Below are 23,200 nucleotides of genomic sequence, written 5' to 3'. Positions count from 1 at the left end.
TTAAAAAAGAAAATCAAAGGTGTGTACTCATGTACGAAACATTGAAGAAATATAATTCAAAGATGATCTGGCAGTTCTTGCTGCTGATCAGTGTGATATTTATGATATTTGCTGTGCCGGGATCGGCGCAGACAGTTGAAGAAAACGCAGCATCCATTGGAAACCTTGAAACGGCACTTACAGTCATATGGCTGATCGTAGCCGGCGCTATTGTGTTCCTTATGCATGCTGGTTTCTCATTAGTTGAAATCGGTCTGACAAGGACCAAGAACACAGCCAACATCCTCATGAAGAACTTCATGACAATCTCCCTTGGTATTATAGTATACTGGGCTGTAGGATGGGCGATTATGTACGGTGCAGATTATGCAGGCCTTATCGGTATTGACCAGTTCTTCCTCCAGGGTGCTGACAACGCAATCTGGAACAGCTGGTGGTTCCAGATGGTCTTCGCAGCAACCGGTGCAACAATTGTTTCCGGTGCAATGGCTGAGAGGACAGACTTCAAGGCTTATCTTGTCTATACTATTGCTATGGTAGCACTCATCTACCCTGTATACGGACACTGGGTATGGAGTGGTTCAGGAATACTCACAGCAGGCCCTATAGTTGACGCAATTGGTGTTGGAATGCACGACTTTGCAGGTTCCGGTGTTGTCCACTCCATAGGTGGATATTCAGCTCTTGCCGGTGTAATGCTAGTCGGCGCAAGAATAGGCAAGTTTAGAAACGGAAAGCCTGTAGCAATACCAGGTCACAGCCTTCCACTTGCATTCCTCGGAACTCTTATCCTGGCATTCGGATGGGTAGGATTCAACGGTGGTAGTACCCCTGATGGTAACGATCCATTTGTTAGTCTGGTTATTGTAAACACCTTCCTGGCAGCAGGTGCTGGTGCGATCATGGTCATGCTCATAACCTGGATAAAGACAGGAAAGCCAGATCCATCACTCACTGCAAACGGTATGCTTGCAGGTCTTGTGGCTATAACCGCACCCTGTGGTTCAGTCAGCAATACAGCAGCAGTCATAATAGGTCTGGTCGGTGGTATAATAGTATATGTAGGTGTAATGTTCAATGAGAATGTACTCAAGCTGGACGATCCTGTGGGCGCTATTGCAGTACACGGATACTCTGGTAGCTGGGGACTTATTGCAGTTGGTCTCTTTGCACTCGGAACCGATGGTACAATACTTGAAGGTGCAGCATACACTGCAGAGGTAGCAGGTCTGTTCTACGGTGGTGGAGTACAGCTTCTTCTCATACAGCTGGTAGGAGTAATACTCAGTATCGTATGGGCATTCGGAGCCTCATTCATAATCTTCAAGATACTGGATCTTATAATTGGTCTTCGTGTACCTGAAGAGCATGAGATCGAAGGACTGGATGTCGTTGAACACGGAATCAGTGCATATCCGGAGTTCCTTATTGCAAAGGAGTGATTTAAATGATGAAAATAGAAGCAATCATAAGGCCTACCAAGATCCACGAAATAAAGGATGCACTGGAAGAAGCAGGCTATGAAAGTTTGACCGTGACCGATGTAAAGGGACGCGGAAAGCAGAAGGGTGTTATGCAGCAGTGGAGAGGCAGGAAATACTGTGTCGACCTGTTGCCAAAGATCAAGATGGAAGTAGTTGTTAATGACGCTGATGTAGACAGTGTTGTCGATATCATTATGAAGAGCGCTGCAACCGGTTCCATCGGTGATGGTAAGATCTTCATCTATCCTGTAGCAAAGATCCTCAGGATCCGTACAGGTGAGACCGACGGAGATGCGCTTTAAGCGCATCTTCACCTTCAAAATCCATTCATTTATTTTTTGGACTATTCAACCTGGGCCCCGGAAATTTAACTCCTGTTAAAGATCGTATAAGCATTATCGCGCGATCCTGCCATATCCAAAACCACTTCCATAGTTTTCCGGTGCCCCTTCCCTAATTTTTTATTGCTGCAGTTTTTACCTGAACCTTAACTAATATACATAATTGTAGCAAATTTTTTATATATTAATAAAAATATAATATATTTGCTATGCTAAAATGCAGCAAGAGGAAAATTCTCATCATTGATGATGAAAAGATCAATGTAATGCTCCTGAGTTCTTATCTTTCCGACGATTATGAAGTCCTGATCGCATCCAGCGGAGAGGCGGGACTTGAAATTGTAAAGAAAGAGGAGCCAGACCTGATACTCCTTGATGTTGTGATGCCGGGGAAGGATGGCTTTGAGATCTGCAAGATAATCAAAAAGGAGTATAAGCTTGATTTTATACCTGTGATCATGCTTACATCCCTTACATCCAGAGACGATCATCAAAGGGGTATTGAAGTTGGCGCAGATGATTTTTTGAAAAAGCCCGCTGACAGGTTCGAGCTGGACAAGAAGATCACATCACTCCTGCGTATCAAGGACCAGCATGATTCCCTGCTCACCGAACTTGACAGGACTCACAGGTATCTCGACTATGTAGGAATACTGATCGCAGTGCTTGATCCTGAATGCAGGCTGATACATATCAATAAGAAAGGGACCGATATCCTTGGATGCAACAGAAAGAATATCATCAACCGGGACTGGATAGACCTTTTTGTGGCTGAGAGTTATGCTGACCAGGTACAGAGAAGATACAAAAACCTGCAAGAAGGACAGATTAAGCAGAATGAATACCATGAATATCCAATCCGTACTATCACCGGTAAAGAAAGACTGTTCAAATGGTATGATTCAGTCCTGAAAAATGAAGAGGGCAACTTCACAGGAATCCTGATATCAGGAGAAGATATAACCGAAAAAAGAAAAGATGAGATAAAACTGCAGGAGTATGCCAGCCAGCTGGAGCGTTCCAATGAGCTCAAAGATCTTTTCACAGATGTCCTGCGTCATGACCTCCTGAATCCCGCCGGACTTATAAAATCATTTAGCGAACTTCTTGAAGATACAGATCCGAATGATAGACAAAAACGCATTATAGAGAGCATAAACAGATCAACTGTGAAGTTGATCGAACTGATCGAAGGAGCATCCCAGCTTGCAAAACTGGGAGCTATAGATAAAATTGCCTTTGTGAAATGTGATATCACTTCCATGATACAGGATGTAGTAAATAATTATGTGCCTGATATGGATAAAAAGGACATTGTACTGGCAGACCTCCCGGAAAGTACATTCCATGCACTCGCAAACCCTATGATAGAAGGCGTTTTCACAAACTTACTGTCAAATGCTATTAAATACAGCCCCAACGGAAGCATCATTAAAATAAAGATAGACAACTCAGGAGACAAGCTGAAAGTCAGTTTCATCGATCAGGGAGATGGAATACCCGGTATTGAAAGATCAAACATCTTCGAGCGTTTTAAACGTCTCCACAAGGAAAATGTACAGGGGAGCGGAATAGGTCTTGCAATTGTGAAAAGGATCCAGGATTTGCATGATGAAGAAGTGGGTGTTACAGATAATCCGGAAGGAAAGGGCAGCATATTCTGGTTCACACTTAAGAAGGCATATAACTGAGTTTTAGCGTATTTTCAATTTAAGTGCCGGAAGATGAAAGAGTGTATAGTTGATAATTTACATGGCACCTTTAATTAAATTAAACCTGAAGAATTAATTAATTGCAATAAAACAGTCATCCAGGAAATATTCAGAATAAATTATAATATTGAACATATTTGCCTTGACTTGAAATTGCGCCCTTAAATTGGAAATTTCAAGTACCATCATATATAAGAGTTACTCATAAAATAACAGTAACCCTGAAATTTAGTAATAGGTGGGAGAGTTAAAAACACATTTACCATTTTTCTCACATCAAAGTGAAACACACTGCAAGAGATCTTTTTTTCAAAAATGGAACAAATAGGACAATAAATCATATGCAATACATTTATATATTATAAACTAGTACATGGGATTCCGTTGTACTATGAAAAGCAAGGCAGCTCCAAAACAGTACAACACAATCAATTACAAAGTACAGAAGGAAAAGACCATGCGACAAGTAGCAATATACGGAAAGGGCGGAATCGGAAAGTCAACAACAACACAGAATTTGACTGCATCACTCGCCACCATGGGAAAAAAGATACTGTTAGTAGGATGTGACCCTAAGGCTGACTCAACAAGAATGCTTCTTGGAGGTCTTAACCAAAAGACAGTACTTGACACATTAAGATCAGAAGGAGACGACTCCATCGAACTCGACCAGCTTATTCAGCCAGGTTTCGAAGGAATCAAGTGCGTGGAATCCGGTGGACCAGAGCCTGGTGTAGGCTGCGCAGGAAGAGGTATCATCACTTCGATAGGACTTCTTGAGAATCTCGGAGCATACGAAGATGATCTTGACTACGTATTCTATGACGTACTCGGTGATGTCGTATGTGGAGGTTTCGCAATGCCAATCCGTGAAGGAAAGGCACAGGAGATCTACATTGTAGCCAGTGGTGAACTCATGGCTATCTATGCAGCTAACAACATCTGTAAGGGTATCAAGAAGTACGCAAAGGGCGGTGCACGTCTTGGTGGAATCATCTGTAACAGCAGAAAGGTAGACGGAGAACGTGAACTTCTCGAGGCATTTGCAGAAAGACTCGGCAGCAAGCTGATCCACTTTGTGCCAAGAGACAATATCGTCCAGCGTGCTGAGATCAACAAGAAGACTGTTATCGACTTTGACCCGGACTGTGACCAGGCTCAGGAATACCTGACACTGGCCGCAAACATAGAATCAAATGACAAGTTCGTTGTCCCAACTCCACTTGAGATGGATGACTTAGAATCAATGATGGTAGAATTCGGTATCATCGAATTATGAGGTGTCAAGAATGCAAATGATCCGTGCAATAGTCAGACCGAACAAGGTCACTGACATTGTCGAAGAACTTGAGAAGGAAGGATTCGTATCCCTTACCAAGACCGATGTTTTCGGAAGAGGTAAGCAGAGAGGTATCCACACCGCAGAGGTACAGTTCGATGAACTTCCAAAGACGATGCTCATGATGGTAGTTGAAGACGCAGACAAGTCAAAGGTAATAGACATAATCAAGGGTTCAGCACACACAGGAAAGTACGGAGACGGAAAGATCTTCGTAAATCCGGTAGAAAACGCTTACACAATACGTACCGGCGAAAGCGGACTGTAAACAGGATGGAGACTATTAAATGAAGGAAATCACGGCAATTATCCGCATGAACAAGGTGCACAAGACACTTGATGCACTTTCTGACTGCGGATATCCTTCCTTTACAGTGGAAAAGGTGATGGGAAGAGGAAAGCAAAAGGGACTTTGCTATGAATTCGACCCACCACTTCCAGCACAGGAAGGAGTTTCATCAAAGAACTGTATTCCATTTGTTCCAAAGCGCCTGTTCACAATAGTTGTTGACGACAAGGCAGCTGAGAAGGTAATCCAGCGCATAATAAACATCAACAAGACAGGACATGCAGGAGACGGAAAGATCTTCGTGACCGATATTCCTGAAGCAGTCAGGATAAGGACCGGAGAAGAAGGCGAAATCACTGTAGGGAGGGAAGAACAATGAGTTCTGAAGTAGAGTCCACGCAGGAAGTCATCGATGAGATGATGAAGATCTACCCTGAGAAGGTCGCCAAGGACAGAAGAAAGCACTTTACAGTCAAGAGCTCCTGTTCCGACAATCATATCGAAGCTAACGCCAAGACCATCCCCGGCATAATGACAAACCGTGGTTGTGCCTATGCAGGTGGTAAGGGTGTGGTAATGGGACCTATCAAGGATATGGTTCACATTACACACGGACCAATTGGCTGTGGATACTACACCTGGGGAACCAGGAGAAATATGGGAAAGGCAGACGATGGCGGCGATAACTACCTGCAATACTGTTTCTCAACCGACATGAAGGAAACAGATATTGTATTCGGTGGTGAGAAGAAACTCAAGCAAGCTATCGATGATGCTGTCAGGATCTTCAAGCCGGGTGCGATATCCATCAATGCAACATGTCCTGTAGGACTTATCGGAGACGATATCGAAGCAGTTGCTTCGGAAGCAGAGAAGGAACATGGTGTAAAGATAATGGCCCTTCGATGTGAAGGTTACAGAGGTGTAAGTCAGTCAGCTGGACACCACGTTGCAAGTAACGTAATCATGGAGCATCTGATAGGTAGCGAAGAACTGGAGAACCCAACACCATTTGACATCAACATATTTGGTGAATACAACATTGGTGGAGATCTCTGGGAAATCAAGCCACTCTTTGAAAAGATCGGATATCGTATAGTTTCAAGTTTCACAGGAGACGGTTCATACCACAATCTTTCAAAGGCACACCAGGCAAAACTCAGTATCCTCCTCTGTCACAGGTCAGTAAACTACACCAACCGTATGATGGAAGAGAAATACGGAGTTCCGTGGCTCAAGGTCAATTACATTGGTGTCGAAGGAACAAAGAAGTCACTCAGGAAGATGGCTGAATTCTTCGATGACCCGGAACTCACAAAGAAGACCGAGGAAGTAATTGAAGAGGAAATGGCTAAGATCCAGCCAGAACTGGAAAAGTACAGGAACAAGCTCCAGGGTAAGACAGCATTTATCTTTTCCGGAGGATCCCGTTCACACCACTACCAGAATCTCTTTGAAGATCTCGGAATGAAGGTTGTTGTTGCAGGATACCAGTTTGCTCACCGTGATGACTATGAAGGAAGGCAGATCCTGGAAGGTATGAAGGAGAAGGCATCAAGCGGAATTCTTGAAGACCTCCACTATGAGAAGGAAGAAGGATTTGAACCTGCCATCAGCGAAGAACGCATGAAGGAACTCAAGGAAAAGCTTGGACTGATGTCCTATGACGGAATGCTTCCGGAAATGCCTGAGGGTACGATCGCTGTGGATGACCTTAACCACTACGAGACCGAATTCCTCATCAAGGAACTCAAGCCGGACCTGTTCTGTTCAGGTATCAAGGATAAGTACTGGGCACAGAAGATGGGAGTCCCGTCCAGACAGATACACTCCTATGACTACAGCGGTCGTTACACCGGATTCACTGGTGTACTGAACTTCGCCAAGGATGTGGACATGTCAGTGAACAACCCAAGCTGGAAGCTCCAGAAGACCCCATGGAAGGGAGCATAAGGAGGCCTGAAAATGTTAGATTATACACCAAAGGAAGATGTCCAGAGAGATGCACTGGTTGTTAACCCTGCAAAGATATGCCAGCCAATTGGCGCAACATATGCTGCACTGGGTATACGTAACTGTATGCCTCACAGCCATGGTTCACAGGGATGTCTCTCATACCTGAGAATGTGCCTTACAAGGCACTTCAGGGAACCAACGGTCGGTACGACCAGCAGTTTCTATGAAGGAACTGCAGTATTCGGTGGTGCATCAAACCTTAAGAAGTCACTTGCAAATATCGAAGCTGTATACACACCTGAAGTGGTTGCAATCCACACAACATGTCTGTCAGAGACAATTGGTGACGATGTCGGCCAGATCATAGAAGATGTAATGGAAGAAGAGTTGATCGACCCATCCATCAAGCTCTGTGCAGCATCAACCCCGAGTTATGTGGGAACCCACGTAACAGGTTATGACAACATGGTAAAGTCATTTGTCACAACCTTTGCACAGAAGACAAAGCCAAACGGAAAACTCAACGTAATCCCTGGTTTTGTGAACCCGGGAGATATTCGTGAGATCAAGAGATTACTCTCCATCCTGAATATCCCTGCAATCGTGTTCCCTGACCAGACAGATGTCCTGGATACAGGAATCGGCCAGGAAAGAGAACTCTTTGCAAATGGCGGAACACCGATCGGTGACGTAGAGGACAGCGCAAACTCCATGGGAACCATCGCACTATGCGGAATGGCCGGCGGAGCAGCAGCAAAGGTATTCCAGAACAAGTTCAAGATGCCGGTCCAGATCGGACCTGTGCCAATAGGCATACGCTTTACAGACAGGTTCGTCATGAAGGCAGCTGAACTTGCAGACGTTGCTATCCCAACGGAACTTGAACACGAAAGGTCAAGGGTCGTTGACATGATGACAGATGCTCACCCACACTTCTACGGAAAGAAGGTAGCAATATTCGGTGACTGTGACATCATCGAAGGTCTCACAAGCCTCGTGCTTGAGATGGGAATGGAGCCAACTGTGATACTCTCCGGTACGGTAAGCAAGGATTTCGAAGAAAGGGTTTCAGAAATGGTACATCCACTGTATCCTGACTCACAGATCCTTACCGGAGCAGACCTGTTCACCCTCCACCAGATAATCAAGAACGAACCTGTGGATATGCTGATAGGTAACACCTACGGTAAGCACATGGCACTAGCAGAAGACATACCATTGGTCAGGGTAGGATTCCCGGTCATGGACAGAGCAAACCTCCATCACTTCCCGGTTATGGGATACGCAGGAGCAGCTCGCCTGGTCGAGAAGATAGGAAACACATTCCTTGACATAAAGGACAAGACTATCCCTGAAGAAGAACTCGAGGTCGTACAATAAGCGACCTCATATATTTTGGAGTGAGAACATGCCAGACATTACAAGCGTGATAAACACGCTGGATGAAAGACAACCATACATCGCCCTGAAGCAGGCTAAAAAAGGAGGAGAACTTGCATGTGATAACACATCTATTGCAGGTTCCATGAGCCAGAGAGCCTGTGTGTATTCAGGAGCACGTGTGGCCCTAAATCCCGTCACCGATGCTATACACCTCGTACACGGCCCCATAGGATGTGCAAGTTACACCTGGGACATAAGAGGCAGCCTGTCAAGTGACAAGGAAACGTTCCGTACCAGTTTCTCAACTGATATGAAGGAATTAGATGTAGTATTCGGTGGTGAGAAAAAACTCTCGAAGTGTATTGACGAGCTGGTCGAGTTATACAACCCTCCGGTCATCTTTGTCTATTCAACCTGTATTGTCGGTATAATCGGCGATGATCTCCAGGCCGTTTGTAAGGAATCAACTGAGAGGGTAGGAATACCTGTGATCCCTGTGCAGTCAGAAGGGTTCAAGGGAACCAAGTCCGATGGATACAAGGCAGCATGTAATGCGCTAAAGGAACTTATCGGAACAAGGGAGCCCGAGATAAAATCCGAGTACAGGATCAATATACTTGGTGACTACAACGTGGCAGGAGATGTCTGGCTGGTAAAACCCCTCTTTGAGAAGATGGGAATACAGGTGATCACTTCGATGACAGGGGATGCAACCGTAGACAGCATCTCAAAGTCACACGGAGCACAACTGAACCTTGTACAGTGTTCAGGCTCTATGACATTCCTTGCTAAGTGGATGAAGCAGGAATTCGGAACTCCTTTCCGCAAGGTAAGTTACTTCGGCATAGATGATCTTGCTATCGCACTGCGGACCGTAGCCGAGTTCTTCGGTTCCGAGGAGATGATGAAGATCGCCGAAGAGATAATAGAAAATGAAACCAGGAGAATAATGCCCGAGATCAAGGCTATCAGAAGCAGGCTTGAAGGAAAGACTGCAGCGATCTATATGGGCGGTGCTGCAAAGGCACTTACACTTATCAAGGGCTTCCATGAACTTGGAATGGAAGTCGTAATAATCGGAACACAAACCGGAAAGCGGGACGACTACAAACAGATCAGCTACCAGGTCAAGGACGGTACGGTCATTGTGGATGATGCGAACCCGCTGGAGCTTGCTGACCTTATAAGGAAGCAGAAGGCAGACCTGATGGTAGCGGGTGTCAAGGAGAGATTCCTTGCCTACAAGCTCGGTGTGGCTTTCTGTGACTTTAACCATGACAGGGTCATTGAGTTCGAAGGCTATGATGGTTTCCTCAATTTTGCACGGGAACTTGACGCTTCCATAAACAGTCCTGTCTGGAAGGCATACGGAAGCAAGTTAAGACCGGCAAATGACGGAGATACGCCTTCGGAGAGTTCTGACCTTAAGGCAGAAAACGGGACAAAACTGAAAAGTTCAATAAAGGAGACTAACAAGATGCAGGATCTTAATACCGCTACACTGCACCAGGAGTCGATAGCATGACAGAGAGAAACTATTCCACGGTCAACCCCTGTATTATGTGCCAGCCAATCGGCAGTGTAATGGCATTTAAGGGGATAGAGGATTCCATGGTACTGCTCCATGGCTCACAGGGATGCAGTACATATATGAGACTCCACCTTGCACACCATTTCAGGGAACCTGTGGACATCGGATCCAGTTCCCTTAGTGAAAAGGGTGCTGTGTATGGCGGAAGCGAGAATCTCAAGAAAGGTCTCAAGAACCTTATATTACGTTACAGGCCAAAGGTGATCGGTGTTTCAACAACCTGTCTTGCCGAAACTATCGGCGACGATATAGGACGTATAATTGCCGAGTTCAAAGAGGAAGAGCCTGAACTTTCAGAAAACCTGATCATAATTCCTGTGCCAACCCCAAGCTATGAGGACAGCCATAACAGCGGCTACATCAAGGCAGTGGAAGCTATAGTGAAACAGTTCACAACCCATGAATCAGAAAGCGATATCTTCAACAACAAGCTCAATGTGGTGCTCTCAGAGAACATATCTCCGGAGGACACACGTGAACTCAAGAACATACTTTCCAACACCATAGGATCAAATTCATTCATATTCCTGCCGGATATCTCTGAAACCTTTGACGCACCTATGACAGGGGAACTCCAGAAGATATTCCCCGGAGGTACTACCCACTCCGATATAGCAGACATGAAGAACAGTGCTGCAACGATCGGCTTGGGAATAACTAACGATAACAGAGCAGTCGGTTACCTGGAACAGACCTTTGATATTCCTTCCCAGAATCTGCCACTACCAATAGGACTGGAGTACACTGACAGGTTACTGGCTGCACTGTCCAAAATAGCAGGAACGGATGTTCCAGAAGAGTACCAGAAGGAGAGAGGACGCCTCATAGATGCCATGGTGGACGCACACAAATATCTCTACGGAACAAAGGTCGCCATCTACGGAGATCCTAACAATGTCCTGGGCATGTTGTCCCTTGCTCTTGAAAATGGCATGCATCCAATTCTGGTTGTGGCTTCCAGCAAGTCACCCAGATTCGCAGAATATGCAATGGAAAGGGTCAAGCAGGTCAAGCCTGACTGTGATGTGACCATCCTCGAGGATGTGGACTTTGACACGTTCAATGATGCGGTAAGAAAGGCGAAGCCTGAAATGCTTATCGGCAATTCGAACGGTAAGTACATCGCAAAGGAGATGGGAATACCTCTTGTGAGAATCGGTTTCCCGATCCATGACAGAGTCGGTGCCCAGCGTATGCTCGATGTCGGATATCGCGGAGCGATGGAGATGCTGGACAGGATTACAAACACGATTCTGGAAGTACAAGAGGATAAGCTCGCTGTAAAATGGTCCGAACCGGAAAGCTACGTTCCGCTCGGCGAGGATTCGTTTCACTCCGCAGAAGCGTGAAGATGATAATAAAAACGTTTAACTAAAATGGGTTTGGAACCTGTCCTCCAAACCCGCCTCTTTTTTAATTTTTCATAATTACAGTAAAAACCATACCCTGAATCCATCTACCTAAATTAGTGGAATCCAGGAAGAATTAAGTCTGGAAATTTCAAAGAAAAAGACAACAGGATAGAATGATCCTGTTTCAGTGTATCCAGACCACTTCCGGCTCCTGCCTGGGTGGTCTTTCCCGGACCTTACCTTCGTATCCGAATACTATGGGTGCTATGACCCGGTAATCGTATGGAATCCCGAGTTCGCTCATGAACTCCTCATTGTCCTGGATGAAGCATGCGGTACCCACCCAGCAGCTGCCAATTCCCATGGAATGAGCTGCAAGCATCATGTTCTGGGCACACATTGCACAATCGTAGTCCGTTGTAAAACCTGCATTGCTACCAAGTACGATGATCAGCAGAGGAGCATTGTAGAAGATATCAAACTCTTCCTTTTTAAGCATCTTTTTAAACTCAGTAACATTGTCGCTTGGCACATCCTCAAGTTGCGAAAGCAATTTCGGTTTGCAGTAATCGGACATCCTTTGCATCATTTCCCTGTTCTGGATCACCACAAAGAACCAGGGTTCCGACCCAAAACCTGTGGGAGCGTGTATTCCCGCATCTATGATCGTATTTATGGATTCCTCGCTCACCTGCTTATCAGTATAGTCACGGACACTCCTTCTTGTTTTTATGTTCCGTATGACCTCGTTCTCTTCCCCCACCATGTATTTCACTCCTTATTTCTTGACTGCTCAAATTCCTTCCTTGATATCTGAGGAAGGTCATCAGGATTGTCAACATCCTTATGAACATAAAGACCGCACCAGCAACGCCTCATTGCGTCAAAGTGCTCCCTGTGGAAAGGTATACAGGGACATACCAGTTTCATATCGTGTTCCCGCTCTCCGGTCAATCCCTGACAGGGACAGTATGGACTTCCCTTTTCCTTTTCCAGATTTACTTCCTGCTCAAGCAGGAAATCAACCAGTTCCTCATCAGGACTGTATTTATATCCCAGAGACTCAATAAGTGGCTGGAACATATTTCTGAGTTGTTCTTTTCGCTTTTCAGTATCCATTAGCAACCCTTCATGATTTCAGCAATTTTGAATATTTCTCAGGGTTATAGCCTACCACTACATCTTCTCCGGTCTTGACAAAAGGGAAGGACATCTCCTCACCATGAGCCTTGCAGTCTTCCTGAATAGACTTTCGGGTTTCTTCATCGGCTTTATCGTAATCGATATACTCAAAGGGAATATCCTTTTCCCGGAAAAATTTCTTCGCCCTCATACACCAGGGACAGGTACTCAGAGTATACATCATTATCTTCTTCATTAATGATCACCTTCCATATTAACAAAAACCTGACCTTCAGAGATCTTAGTATCATATACAGGATTCTTAATCTCCGATGCAGTGAGAAACTCTCCGTTTCTGATATCGAATTCCCAGTCATGGCAGGGACATTTTACAATGAAACCTTCCATGGTCCCTTTTGAAAAAGGACAGCCCATATGTGGACATTTATTGGACATCGCGTAATAGTTTCCCTCCTGTCTGGCCAGAAGTATCGCATTACCTTCAAGAAGTAACGGCTTATTCTCACCGTCATTAATTTCATTCTCATTTATTGCAAAGATCCATGAAGCCAAAAATACACACCTTCTGTCAGGATTATTCTTTTAAAGCAGGACCAGGATTTTCCCGTCTTCTATTTTATTTTCATAAATTTCAAGAGCAGTATTATCATCACCATTATGCTTGCCGGATCTTATATCATATTCCCAGCCATGACAACCACATTTTAACGTATAGTCATCGATGAAATTTCCCTTGGACAGGCGACAGCCCATATGAAGACATTTGCCATATAGGGAATAGATAGTATCATCCTTCTTTACAAGAATAACAGGAGTGCCTTTTACCCTGGCAAAACCTATTTTTCCCTCATTCAGTTCATTTTCCTTCATTGCAAAGAACCAGGATTTCTCCGGCATATGATAACCTCCCATATAAAGCAGGGATTCACAATTATAAATAATTGTCGTGAACACACTCAAAAAGTGGAAATATCAGGAGTAATCACCGTCTACCCGGTGTTTGAAATACTGATATTCCTTCAGGACAAAGAACATACTAAGAAGGCTGGCAAACAGGTCAGACAGTGGGGAAGCCATCCACACACCTGAAAGATCGAAGTAGTATGGAAGCAGGATCACCAGTGGTATCAGGAAAAGTATCTGACGGCACATTGACAGGAAAAAGGATGGCCGGGCTTTCCCCACCGACTGGAACAGAGTAGTTCCGATCACGTTAATACCGATCAGAGGGCTTGCGAGAACCATTATTCTCATAGCGGATGCTCCACTGCTGATAAGATCCGCATCCGTACTGAACAGGCTGAAGAAAGTACCCGGGAACATGGATAACAATATCAGGCCTGCCAGCCCGAACATAGTAGTGACAATCAACGATTTTTTGACGGATTCATTCACCCTTGCATAATTTTCCGCACCGAAGTTGTAACCGACTATTGGCTGGAGGCCGTGTGAGATACCGATAATAGGCATAAGAATCAGCATCATCAGTTTAATGGCTACACCAAAGACGGCTATGGAAAGATCACCACCATAGACCGCAAGCACATTGTTTAGTACCAGCATCATGAAACTGTTGGATGCTCCCATCACAAAGGAACCAAAGCCAATCAATGTTATCTCTTTTATCAGTGGGAACTGAGGAACAAGATTACCCAGTTCAAGTTTCAGGGGACTTTTTCCGCTCATATAGTAGTGCAATAGATACAGAGTGCCTGCAAGTTGTGCAAGTACGGTTGCAAGAGCCGCACCCTTAACACCCATCCCGAATCCGAACATAAGGATGGCATCAAGGAAAATGTTCAGGACACCTGAGAAAACCATGTTGTTCATGGCAACCTTTGAATTACCCTCGGCCCTCACGAGATTGTTCAATACGAAACCGAAGGTAAATGCAAATGCGCCCTGCAGGATCACAACCGAGTATTCCTTTGCGTAGGGCAGGTTATCAGATGTGGCACCGAACAAATTCAGTACCGCATCTACATTGAAGAAGAACAGGATCTGGAAAATAATACTGAGTATCAATGTATATGCAAATACATTCCCGAGTGTCTTCTCAGCTTTATTGATATCCTTTGAACCAAGCATACGGGAAATTACCGAAGAACCACCCACACCTATACCAATGGATATTGCCATCATAAGCATCTGCAGGGGAAAAGCAACAGCTACGCCTGCAATTCCCAGTACGCTCTGTTCACCAAGTGCCCTGCCTACGAATAATGTGTCCACGAGGTTGTAGAATGCCTGTACCAGAAGCCCTATAATGGCAGGTGTTGACAGTTTCCACAGTAATTTGTTTATATCCTCTGTGCCTAAAAATTCACTTTTGTTGTTCATAGATTCTTCTGATTCTGTTATTTGTGTTTCTGGTCCGATTCTTTGTCGTATTCCATCAGTGTATCCTTTGCTTTGTCAAGGAGTTTCCTGAAGGTCTCTTCCTCTTCATCCGAAAACTGTGAAAGAAGGATCCGGTTCCACTTGTAAAGTGCATCATTGATCACAGGAAGCAGTTCACGACCCTTACCTGAGATGAAAACACGGTATATTCTCCTGTCAGCATCATCCCTCTCACGGTAGATGTAACCCTCCTTTTCAAGTGCTGTGATAGCACGTGTCGCGGTAGCCTTGCTGAGATTGAGATACTTTGCCAGGCTTTCCTGAGAACAGCCCTCCTTAGATGATAGAACAAGCAAGAAAGCAAACATTGGGCCCTTTAGATTATAGGATTCCAGGGCATTCTCGATGTAGAGGTGATTGTGCGTGAAGATGCAAGCGATCTTAGCACCAATCCTTTCAGATTGTTTCATAGATACTCCTTTGATGAATAGTTTCATGTGAAACTAAATTGTTTAACGTGAAACAAATATATAAACATATGGCAAGTTTCAAAGAAAAGAGAAAACGGTAAAAAAAATCAATAATAACTGGAAGATATGCTCATCCAGTTATCCGGCGCGTTTCCCAAATAATTTTCCAGGTCTATGAAGTATTCATTGTTGTAGTAATACCATATTTCCAGAACGGTATAGCCCTCATCCCGAAGAGTAAGTCCTGATGGAAAATTCTTGTATCTCTTAATTTGAATCTTACAGGTTACACCTGCAGAAGCCTAAATTAATGCAGAATGAGCAATAGTATAAATATCATGACACGGATTAACACAATACTCACAGGTCAAGTATAAAAGCAACAAGCGCATTGATTAAACTTATAGTAATGCAAGACCGTAATGGAGAACAGGCATGAGAATAGCGATACTTGGAGGAACAGGCAATATAGGCAGAGGGTTTGCACTTCGCTGGGGCCAGAAACATGACATAATAATCGGCTCCAGAAATGCTGAGAAAGCTGAAGCATTCGCCGGGGAATACAAAGAGATACTTGAAGACCGTGGATATGAGGCTCATATCACAGGCACTGACAATAAGACAGCAACAGAGAATGCTGAAATAGTTGTAATTGCTATCCGGTATAACCGGCTTCAATCCCTGATAGACCTGATAACTCCTGTTATCGATGAACAGATCTTTATCAGCGTTGTCGTACCCATGGAAAAGAACCTGTGTTATATAAGCCCAAATGCGAAACCTCGTACCGTGCCAATATCAAGTGACCAGTTCAATACCGACTATTTCTGTTTCACTATGCCTGAAGCAGGAAGTGCGGCGCAGGAAATCGAAAAGATGTTGCCTGCAGGAACAGAACTTGTATCTGCTTTCCATACAGTCCCTGCGAAAAAACTTGCAAATCTTGAACTGGAACTCAATTATGACATCGGGGTTTGCGGAAGCTCTGAATACTCTAAAAAGCTTGTATTCGAACTTGTGGAGGACATATCGGATATGAGACCTCTTGATACGGGTCCTCTTGAAGCCTCTGCAATGCTTGAGTCACTCACACCGCTTATCATCAATATTTCCGCAAGGAATAACATGAAAGATGTAAGTATTAAATTCATTTGAAACTGTTTTTGCAAACAGTATGCTCCAGGTTACAAAAACCAAAACCCAATCTTTTTTAACAGGGAGGTACGACCAGGCCTTCCTACAGAAGGTATAATTTTACCTTCAAATAATATTCAATCGCAGTTCTGTATTGACTGCTTAGAGATCAGAGGAAGTATAAAGGCGATTGAATGAAGATCAACAACAAAGACGATGTGATCAAAGCCATCGAAACACATAATGTCAAATTCATACGGTTACAGTTCACTGATATACAGGGAATAGTAAAGGATGTTGAGATCCCGGTGACACAGATAGAGAAGGCACTGAGCACCGGTATTTCCTTTGACGGATCATCCATCGAAGGAATGGTAAGGATCGATGAGTCCGACATGGTGCTCAGACCTGACACAAAGACCTTTGCAATCCTTCCCTGGGGAAAGAATAAAGGTGTCGTTGCCAGGATGATATGTGATGTTTACCTGCCCGACGGAAAAGAGTTCGAAGCCGACCCACGTTATGTCCTGAAGAAGGTTATGAAAGAAGCGCATGAGATGGGATACGAGTTCAATGTGGGACCAGAACTTGAGTTCTTCCTTTTTGCCAAAGAGGACGGGAAAGCCACAACCACACCCAATGATTACGGACGCTATTTTGAGTTCGCACCCACCGATCTTGCAGAGGATATCAGAAGAGATATTGTCCTTACGCTGACAGATCTTAATTTTGATATTGAAGCCTCTCATCATGAAGTGGCCTTTGGGCAGCATGAGATAGATTTCAAGTACGGTGATGCTCTTTCAACAGCCGACAACGTGGTAACCTTCAGGTATGTCACAAGAACCATCGCAAAGACCTACGGACTGCATGCAACTTTCATGCCAAAGCCCATTGCCACCGAGAATGGTTCCGGAATGCACATTAACCTGTCACTCTCAAAGGACGGTAAAAATGCGTTCTATGACCCTGAAGACGATATGGAGATCAGTGACACTGCAAGGTATTTTATTGCAGGTGTCCTCGAGCACATAAAAGCCATTTCCTGCATTGCAAACCCGCTTGTCAATTCATACAAGAGGCTCATACCCGGATACGAGGCACCGGTTTACATTACGTGGTCAGGAGCCAACCGCAGCTCACTTATCCGCATACCTTCAGCCCGCGGGAACAGTACGAGAACAGAACTTCGAAGCCCTGATCCTTCCTGTAACCCCTACCTGACATTTGCTGCCATACTTGCAGCCGGACTTGATGGCATAAAGAACAGGAAAGAGCCTCCCCAGATAATGGACCAGAACGTCTTCGACCTTACGCCTGAAGAACTAAAAGAAAGGTCCATTGAAATTCTGCCCAGTACCATAAATGAGAGTTGTAACTATCTGGAAAAGGACGAATTGATGAGGGAAAAACTTGGTGCACATGTGCATAACAACATCCTCAGGCTTGCAAGGGCCGAATGGGATGCATACAGGACACAGGTACATGAATGGGAAGTCAGCAGATATCTTAACACATTCTGATGCTGAAGAGAACATCATCATAAGAGAAGCTACAAAGGAAGACTTCAGTGAGGTCCTGCAATTTATAGAACTTGTTGACAGTGAGTTCTGCCCTCCCCTCTCACAGAGGGGAGGAGGGATCTATGAAAGAGTCCGGAACACTCTTGCAACCCCTGATGCAAACTATCTCATCGTACAAACTAAAAATCCGGAACACTCCGATAAACTTCATGGATTTCTTGCAATGGTTGGCTGCACCAGAGGGTGGCAGGGAAGGGACAGAGCATACATCAACTTTTTTGCTACGCGCCCGGCATATCGTAAAGCCGGACTGGGCGAGATACTGCTTGCAGAGCTTGAAAGAAAATTACTTGAAAAAGGCATTGATAAGTTATATCTCTGCACCTGGACCGGTAATAAGAAGGCTATGAGATTCTATGAGAAACTGGGATACAGCATATACTCTGTGATCCTGAACGACAGAGGCAGGAACATCAATACTTTCAATTACCGGAAGAAGATCGAACCTGCTAAATCTGCAAAACAATAATATAAGATTGTGTTCGATAAGAGAAGAGCTTTCCTTAAGACAGGTTGAAAAATCCCTTTCATAGCGGTTTTGTATATCAGGCATCCATTGCCGTACCTGACCGCTTTGAACATTGAAAAAGTCCGGACACGATACCTATTGCATGGTTAGGAAGAATAGAGGAAGTGTATAGGTACCGTGTCCATAAATGTGATATTTGTTTTTGGTTTATTCCTCCGGCATTCGGCCAAGCTTCTTTTTAGACAGCTTTTCCACCGATTCCAGATTCACATCATTTTCAATTGACAGTTTTCCATTGTCCACAGCACTCTCTATGAACTGTTTGCCCACGGCACTGCGTATGATCAGGGTCGTGTAACCTTTATCGCTGCCAATGGAACCTGCGGATACATCAGCATCCAGAGCCGTGAGATCCGTACAGATATTACATCCCGGACGTACACAGTCCTCAACGTCTTTCAGTGAGATGATGGTCATGTTCCCATCTTTCAGGGTGATCTCAAGTTTGCCCTTGACATCAAAGTGTATAATATCAAGAGGATCGATCTGACGCTCTGCAATAAGTTTGTCCTGTACGAGTTTCTCGTAATCAAATGTCTCGGTACAGAAAAGTCCCATTACAAAGCGGATATATTTCCTGAACGGACGCAGAAGATCAAGATCACTTTCCCGCATCTTTTCCACTGCCTGGACCACACATGGAACACCTACAACTGCTATGTTGGTGAACTTGCGCTTCATGACGGCTTCCTTGAGTGATGCGACAAGAGGAACCCACCAGTTGTATCGGCTTCCTGCCTGATGAACAAGTACTTCAGATGAAGTGATAACAGCGGATGAAGGCCTGAGCGTCCAGGGATCTTCCACGACAGTGACCACCGCATCGATCATACCTTCATCGAGTGCGTTTGTGAGTATTGCTGTCACAGCACCACCGCTCTGTTTTTTCGGGACTTCCATCTCTGCCTTTGCAGATACGATATCAATATAGTCTCCGAGAACCTCTGACGGTGCTTTGTCGATTCTGGGGCATACTGCATAGCATGCACCACAGGGTACTCCGTCATTTACATCCTTACAGTAACCACTGTTCAGAGGACTTGTGGAATCCCTGCCAATTTCAAAATAGATAGCATCTGCCGGGCATACGGCCACACAGGCACCACATGCTGCACATTTACCCGTATCCCAGATTTCTGCCTTAAGATCTAAATAATTTTTACCTGCCATTGTGATCACTCCCATGTGTATTTACCTGCAAATGGTCTGCTGCTTGCAGGAATTATTCTTGAGTAGTTCGTGTCCAGGAAAGGAGACGGGTCTATGTCGAACCTTCCACAGAACTCTTTTATCACAGGAGTCAGTCTCTGGAGGTCTTCACCGGTGAATTCAACCTTCTTGGCTCCTACACCGAGCAGCCTGTCGCTGACATCGCCCCGGATGACAATCTCGCCGCCGTGTATACCACTGCCGATACCACGGTCCTGGACCGCTGGCTCATGACCGATACCAAGCACAAGAATGAGTCCTCCGGCCATATATTCGCCAAGGAATGCATGGGACGTGCCGCCTACAACTAGTATCGGGCGCTTTCCCTCGTATTCTTTCATGTGGATGCCGCCACGATAGCCGATATTACCTTCAACAAAGACCTTACCGCCACGCATGCTGTGTGCAACGGCGTCACCGGCACTTCCGTGAATGACAAGTGAACCCTTATCCATTGTATTGCCCGGTGCATGTTCTGCATCACCGAATACCTCACACTCGGGACCGCTCATGAACATTCCAAGATCCCCACCGGGTACACCATTGATGGTGATTTTTGCATCGCCTCTCAGTCCATTACCTATGAAACGCTGTCCAAGAACATTATTGAGTACTATCTCCTTTACACCGGAAGCAATGGCAGCACGGATCTGTTTGTTCAGAGGGGTGTAGTGCACACCCTTAGCATCTATTACCACAGGTTCCACTTTCAGGCCCCCACGGATTCGATTTTCAGTACGTCAAGCAGACCTTCGTCAAGCATGTAACCACGCAGACGTTCACGGTTACCACGCAGGCTTTCAATACTGTTCAGACCTGCTGCTCCCATGAGTTCACTTAGCTCGAGTGTCCAGCCGCGGATCAGATTTGCAACGTTCTCAGATCCGACATCAGAGTCGATACGCTCAACCAGTTCCGGCCTCTGGGTTGCGATACCCCAGGGGCAGAGTCCACGATAGCAGCTGCCACAAACGCGGCAGCCAAGTGCTATAAGTGAGGCAGTTCCGATGTATACTGCATCCGCACCGAGTGCTATGGATTTTGCCAGATCTGCACTGTTACGAAGTCCGCCACTGGCTATGATGGAGACTTCATTCCTGATACCCTGGTCATTGAGCTTCTGGTCGACTGCTGCAATTGCAGCCTCGATTGGAATACCTACATTGTCCCTGAATACCTTTGGTGCTGCACCAGTACCTCCCTTGAAACCATCAATTACGACGGCATCGGCAGATGATCTTGCTATACCTGCGGCAATTGCAGCCACATTGTGTACTGCAGCGATCTTAACAAAGACCGGTTTCTCCCAATTGGTAGCCTCTTTAAGGCTGCGTACCAGTTGTGCAAGGTCCTCTATACTGTAAATATCATGATGAGGAGCAGGACTTATGGCATCCGAACCCAGAGGTATCATGCGGGTGCATGATACATCGGCACAGACCTTCTCTCCTGGAAGGTGTCCGCCAATACCTGGTTTTGCTCCCTGTCCAACCTTTATCTCAATGGCTGCACCACGTTCCAGATAGTCGATATCAACACCGAAACGTCCAGATGCGATCTGGACTATGGAATGGTCCTGATATGGATAGATTGCCTCGTGCATACCTCCCTCACCGGTTCCCATGAAAGTGCCGGTCTTTGCAACTGCCTTTGCAAGACTGAGCTGTGCATTCAGACTGATAGCACCGTAGCTCATGTGACCGATCATAATGGGAGTATCGAGCTTGAGATTGGGAGCAAGCTTTGTATTGAGTTCCACATCTCCATCCTTCATTGTGAAATCAAGTTTTTCAGGCTTCTTTCCGATGTAGGTCCTCAGTTCCATTGGCTCTCTCAGAGGATCGATACTCGGATTGGTTACCTGGCAGGCATCCAGTACAAGCCTGTCAAATATAATAGGATAGTCAACTGCATTCCCCATTCCTGACAGGATTATCTTTCCCGAACGTGCCTGGTTTATCACGTCTTCACGTGCCTCTGTTGTCCAGAGAGGGTGGCTGCGATAGTCCACAGGCCTCTCCTGAAGCATTATGGCATCCCTGGGACACATGGAGATACAGCGATGACATGCTGTACATTTACGGGAGTCGATGATTATCTTATCATCCTCTATCCTGTACACACCGTATGAACAGTTATCGACACAGCGCATACATTTCATACACTGGTCACGATCAATGCTTATCTTGTATTTCAGGGGAACGCTACCAAGACTCATTGTGTAACCCTCCCGATGACAGGCTCTCCTGCCCTTGGCATATAAATTCTTTCCACATCCGGGTCCATTATACGGATAGCTGCCTCTTCACTGGAGATATAGAGTTTTGAATCGTTTTCTCCTACTACAAGGGGACGCAGCTTGATCCTGTCAGTAAAGCCGACTATTCCATCCTTTGTGGCTATTACTATTGCAAATGGACCGTTCATCAGTGCAGGGCCGTATGTCAGGCGCAGTGCACGCATGAACTCTTCTTGTTTTTCCGGCATTTCGTCGATCTCATCCCAGAAAGGAGGAGCAAGAGCTTCTACCACCATATCCGACGGAAGACCATGTCTTCTGCCAATCAGATCAAACAGATAAGCTACAACTTCTGTATCTGTTGACATTGTACATTGGTAACCGTGACTTTCCACATAGCGACGGTTGGTACCATATGAGGTTATCTCGCCATTGTGAACGACCGACCAATCGAGAAGGTTGAAAGGATGAGCACCGCCCCACCATCCGGAAGTGTTGGTAGGATAACGGTTGTGTGCAAGCCATATGTAGCCTTTGTAGTCCTCTATTCTGTAAAAGTTGGCTACATCCTCGGGCCATCCCGATGCCTTGAAGACTCCCAGGTTTATACCTGAGGAGAAGACCAGAGCACCTTCAACGGTTGAATTGATGGTCATCACGAGACGCTTGACATTATCGTCATCGGGATTGGTGGTACCCACCATCAAATCGGTGTAGGGTTTGAAAAAATATCTCCAGGGGATATGCTCTCTTTTAAGATTGGGCTGTTCATATGTAGGGATCTCTTCCTGGTAAACGATCCTGCCCCATTTTTGCAAAATCCGGTCTACATTTGTTTTTGGTTCTAACAGATTATCAAAAAAAACGTGGATAGCATAACAATCGGAGTAATCAGGATATATACCATATGCTACATATCCGGCTCCTTCACCACTTCCTCTTTCATCCATCAGACTCAGGGCCTTCTTTATACTGGATCCATCCATTCTGGCCATGGTCCGATCGATTACGCCTATAATTCCGCACATGTTGATCACTATAAGTATTTAGTCTTTGGGGGGCTATGAAATAGTACTAACCCAATATGAACTTAACCATGCAAAAAA

At 45.2% G+C, this 23,200-nt stretch carries 24 protein-coding genes; 13 read left to right on the top strand and 11 right to left on the bottom strand.

All coding sequences use genetic code 11. From position 1 onward, the window contains the following. Positions 1-29: 29 nt before the first annotated feature. From HWN40_RS02010 to HWN40_RS01965, 10 genes are all read left to right on the top strand, one after another. Positions 30-1,442, top strand: coding sequence for an ammonium transporter (locus HWN40_RS02010; protein ID WP_176964188.1), 1,413 nt, complete (start codon positions 30-32; stop codon positions 1,440-1,442). Between the two features lie 5 nt (positions 1,443-1,447). Then, positions 1,448-1,786, top strand: coding sequence for a P-II family nitrogen regulator (locus tag HWN40_RS02005; protein WP_176964187.1), 339 nt, complete (start codon positions 1,448-1,450; stop codon positions 1,784-1,786). Between the two features lie 248 nt (positions 1,787-2,034). Beyond that, a complete protein-coding gene (locus HWN40_RS02000) occupies positions 2,035-3,516 on the top strand; it encodes a response regulator (protein WP_176964186.1) in 1,482 nt (493 codons plus the stop codon). Between the two features lie 478 nt (positions 3,517-3,994). Further along, positions 3,995-4,816: a nitrogenase iron protein gene (nifH, locus tag HWN40_RS01995; protein ID WP_176966236.1), complete on the top strand. Its 822-nt coding sequence runs from the start codon at positions 3,995-3,997 to the stop codon at positions 4,814-4,816. Positions 4,817-4,826: 10 nt separating this feature from the next. Continuing rightward, positions 4,827-5,144, top strand: a complete 318-nt coding sequence (locus HWN40_RS01990) for a P-II family nitrogen regulator (protein WP_176964185.1) — start codon at positions 4,827-4,829, stop codon at positions 5,142-5,144. A gap of 19 nt (positions 5,145-5,163) precedes the next feature. After that, the gene (locus tag HWN40_RS01985; protein ID WP_176964184.1) at positions 5,164-5,544 is read left to right on the top strand and encodes a P-II family nitrogen regulator; all 381 of its coding nucleotides are present in this window, start codon (positions 5,164-5,166) and stop codon (positions 5,542-5,544) included. Continuing rightward, positions 5,541-7,118: a nitrogenase molybdenum-iron protein alpha chain gene (nifD, locus tag HWN40_RS01980; RefSeq protein ID WP_176964183.1), complete on the top strand. Its 1,578-nt coding sequence runs from the start codon at positions 5,541-5,543 to the stop codon at positions 7,116-7,118. Before HWN40_RS01985 ends, nifD begins: the two co-directional genes overlap by 4 nt. A 12-nt stretch (positions 7,119-7,130) precedes the next feature. Continuing rightward, positions 7,131-8,501 carry a nitrogenase molybdenum-iron protein subunit beta gene (nifK, locus tag HWN40_RS01975; RefSeq protein WP_176964182.1) on the top strand — a complete coding sequence of 457 codons (1,371 nt, stop codon included), beginning with the start codon at positions 7,131-7,133 and terminating at the stop codon, positions 8,499-8,501. A gap of 28 nt (positions 8,502-8,529) precedes the next feature. Then, positions 8,530-10,029 (top strand): nitrogenase iron-molybdenum cofactor biosynthesis protein NifE, encoded by a 1,500-nt coding sequence (gene nifE, locus HWN40_RS01970; RefSeq protein WP_176964181.1) that lies wholly within the window; start codon positions 8,530-8,532, stop codon positions 10,027-10,029. After that, a complete protein-coding gene (locus HWN40_RS01965; RefSeq protein WP_176964180.1) occupies positions 10,026-11,444 on the top strand; it encodes a nitrogenase component 1 in 1,419 nt (472 codons plus the stop codon). Before nifE ends, HWN40_RS01965 begins: the two co-directional genes overlap by 4 nt. 187 nt (positions 11,445-11,631) lie before the next feature. Here HWN40_RS01965 and HWN40_RS01960 read toward each other — a convergent pair whose 3' ends face one another. The 7 genes from HWN40_RS01960 to HWN40_RS01930 form a co-directional block, all read right to left on the bottom strand. After that, positions 11,632-12,213 (bottom strand): nitroreductase family protein, encoded by a 582-nt coding sequence (locus HWN40_RS01960; RefSeq protein WP_176964179.1) that lies wholly within the window; start codon positions 12,211-12,213, stop codon positions 11,632-11,634. A gap of 5 nt (positions 12,214-12,218) precedes the next feature. After that, on the bottom strand, positions 12,219-12,566 hold the full coding sequence (locus tag HWN40_RS01955) for a ferredoxin-thioredoxin reductase catalytic domain-containing protein (protein ID WP_176964178.1): 348 nt from the start codon (positions 12,564-12,566) through the stop codon (positions 12,219-12,221). A gap of 10 nt (positions 12,567-12,576) precedes the next feature. Further along, positions 12,577-12,825 (bottom strand): glutaredoxin family protein, encoded by a 249-nt coding sequence (locus tag HWN40_RS01950; protein WP_176964177.1) that lies wholly within the window; start codon positions 12,823-12,825, stop codon positions 12,577-12,579. After that, the gene (locus HWN40_RS01945) at positions 12,825-13,142 is read right to left on the bottom strand and encodes a Rieske (2Fe-2S) protein (RefSeq protein WP_176964176.1); all 318 of its coding nucleotides are present in this window, start codon (positions 13,140-13,142) and stop codon (positions 12,825-12,827) included. The genes HWN40_RS01950 and HWN40_RS01945 overlap by 1 nt, the downstream gene beginning before the upstream one ends. 30 nt (positions 13,143-13,172) lie before the next feature. After that, a complete protein-coding gene (locus HWN40_RS01940) occupies positions 13,173-13,487 on the bottom strand; it encodes a Rieske (2Fe-2S) protein (protein ID WP_176964175.1) in 315 nt (104 codons plus the stop codon). Positions 13,488-13,562: 75 nt separating this feature from the next. Beyond that, positions 13,563-14,930, bottom strand: coding sequence for an MATE family efflux transporter (locus tag HWN40_RS01935; protein ID WP_176964174.1), 1,368 nt, complete (start codon positions 14,928-14,930; stop codon positions 13,563-13,565). Positions 14,931-14,947: 17 nt separating this feature from the next. Further along, positions 14,948-15,400 carry a MarR family winged helix-turn-helix transcriptional regulator gene (locus HWN40_RS01930; RefSeq protein ID WP_176964173.1) on the bottom strand — a complete coding sequence of 151 codons (453 nt, stop codon included), beginning with the start codon at positions 15,398-15,400 and terminating at the stop codon, positions 14,948-14,950. A gap of 435 nt (positions 15,401-15,835) precedes the next feature. Here HWN40_RS01930 and HWN40_RS01925 point away from each other — a divergent pair, with 435 nt between their 5' ends. The 3 genes from HWN40_RS01925 (at position 15,836) to HWN40_RS01915 (ending at position 18,586) form a co-directional block, all read left to right on the top strand. After that, entirely contained in the window at positions 15,836-16,555 is a 720-nt protein-coding gene (locus HWN40_RS01925) for an NAD(P)-binding domain-containing protein (protein ID WP_176964172.1), read from the top strand. A gap of 173 nt (positions 16,556-16,728) precedes the next feature. Then, on the top strand, positions 16,729-18,057 hold the full coding sequence (gene glnA / locus HWN40_RS01920) for a type I glutamate--ammonia ligase (RefSeq protein ID WP_176964171.1): 1,329 nt from the start codon (positions 16,729-16,731) through the stop codon (positions 18,055-18,057). After that, positions 18,020-18,586: a GNAT family N-acetyltransferase gene (locus HWN40_RS01915; RefSeq protein WP_176964170.1), complete on the top strand. Its 567-nt coding sequence runs from the start codon at positions 18,020-18,022 to the stop codon at positions 18,584-18,586. The genes glnA and HWN40_RS01915 overlap by 38 nt, the downstream gene beginning before the upstream one ends. Before the next feature lie 207 nt (positions 18,587-18,793). Here the strand turns inward: HWN40_RS01915 and HWN40_RS01910 are convergent, their stop codons facing one another. From HWN40_RS01910 to HWN40_RS01895, 4 genes are read right to left on the bottom strand one after another with little or no spacing between them, the layout of a single operon-like run. Further along, on the bottom strand, positions 18,794-19,831 hold the full coding sequence (locus HWN40_RS01910) for a Coenzyme F420 hydrogenase/dehydrogenase, beta subunit C-terminal domain (protein ID WP_246275952.1): 1,038 nt from the start codon (positions 19,829-19,831) through the stop codon (positions 18,794-18,796). Further along, positions 19,822-20,562, bottom strand: a complete 741-nt coding sequence (locus tag HWN40_RS01905; RefSeq protein WP_176964169.1) for a GltB/FmdC/FwdC-like GXGXG domain-containing protein — start codon at positions 20,560-20,562, stop codon at positions 19,822-19,824. Before HWN40_RS01905 ends, HWN40_RS01910 begins: the two co-directional genes overlap by 10 nt. A gap of 2 nt (positions 20,563-20,564) precedes the next feature. Further along, positions 20,565-22,073 carry a glutamate synthase-related protein gene (locus tag HWN40_RS01900; RefSeq protein ID WP_176964168.1) on the bottom strand — a complete coding sequence of 503 codons (1,509 nt, stop codon included), beginning with the start codon at positions 22,071-22,073 and terminating at the stop codon, positions 20,565-20,567. Further along, the gene (locus HWN40_RS01895; protein ID WP_176964167.1) at positions 22,070-23,122 is read right to left on the bottom strand and encodes a class II glutamine amidotransferase; all 1,053 of its coding nucleotides are present in this window, start codon (positions 23,120-23,122) and stop codon (positions 22,070-22,072) included. The genes HWN40_RS01900 and HWN40_RS01895 overlap by 4 nt, the downstream gene beginning before the upstream one ends. Positions 23,123-23,200 lie beyond the last annotated feature (78 nt).

The organism is Methanolobus zinderi (assembly GCF_013388255.1).
In the GTDB taxonomy this organism is placed as follows: Archaea; Halobacteriota; Methanosarcinia; order Methanosarcinales; family Methanosarcinaceae; genus Methanolobus; species Methanolobus zinderi.
Note: the sequence above shows the minus strand (reverse complement) of the source record. Positions and strands in the feature narration are given on the sequence as shown.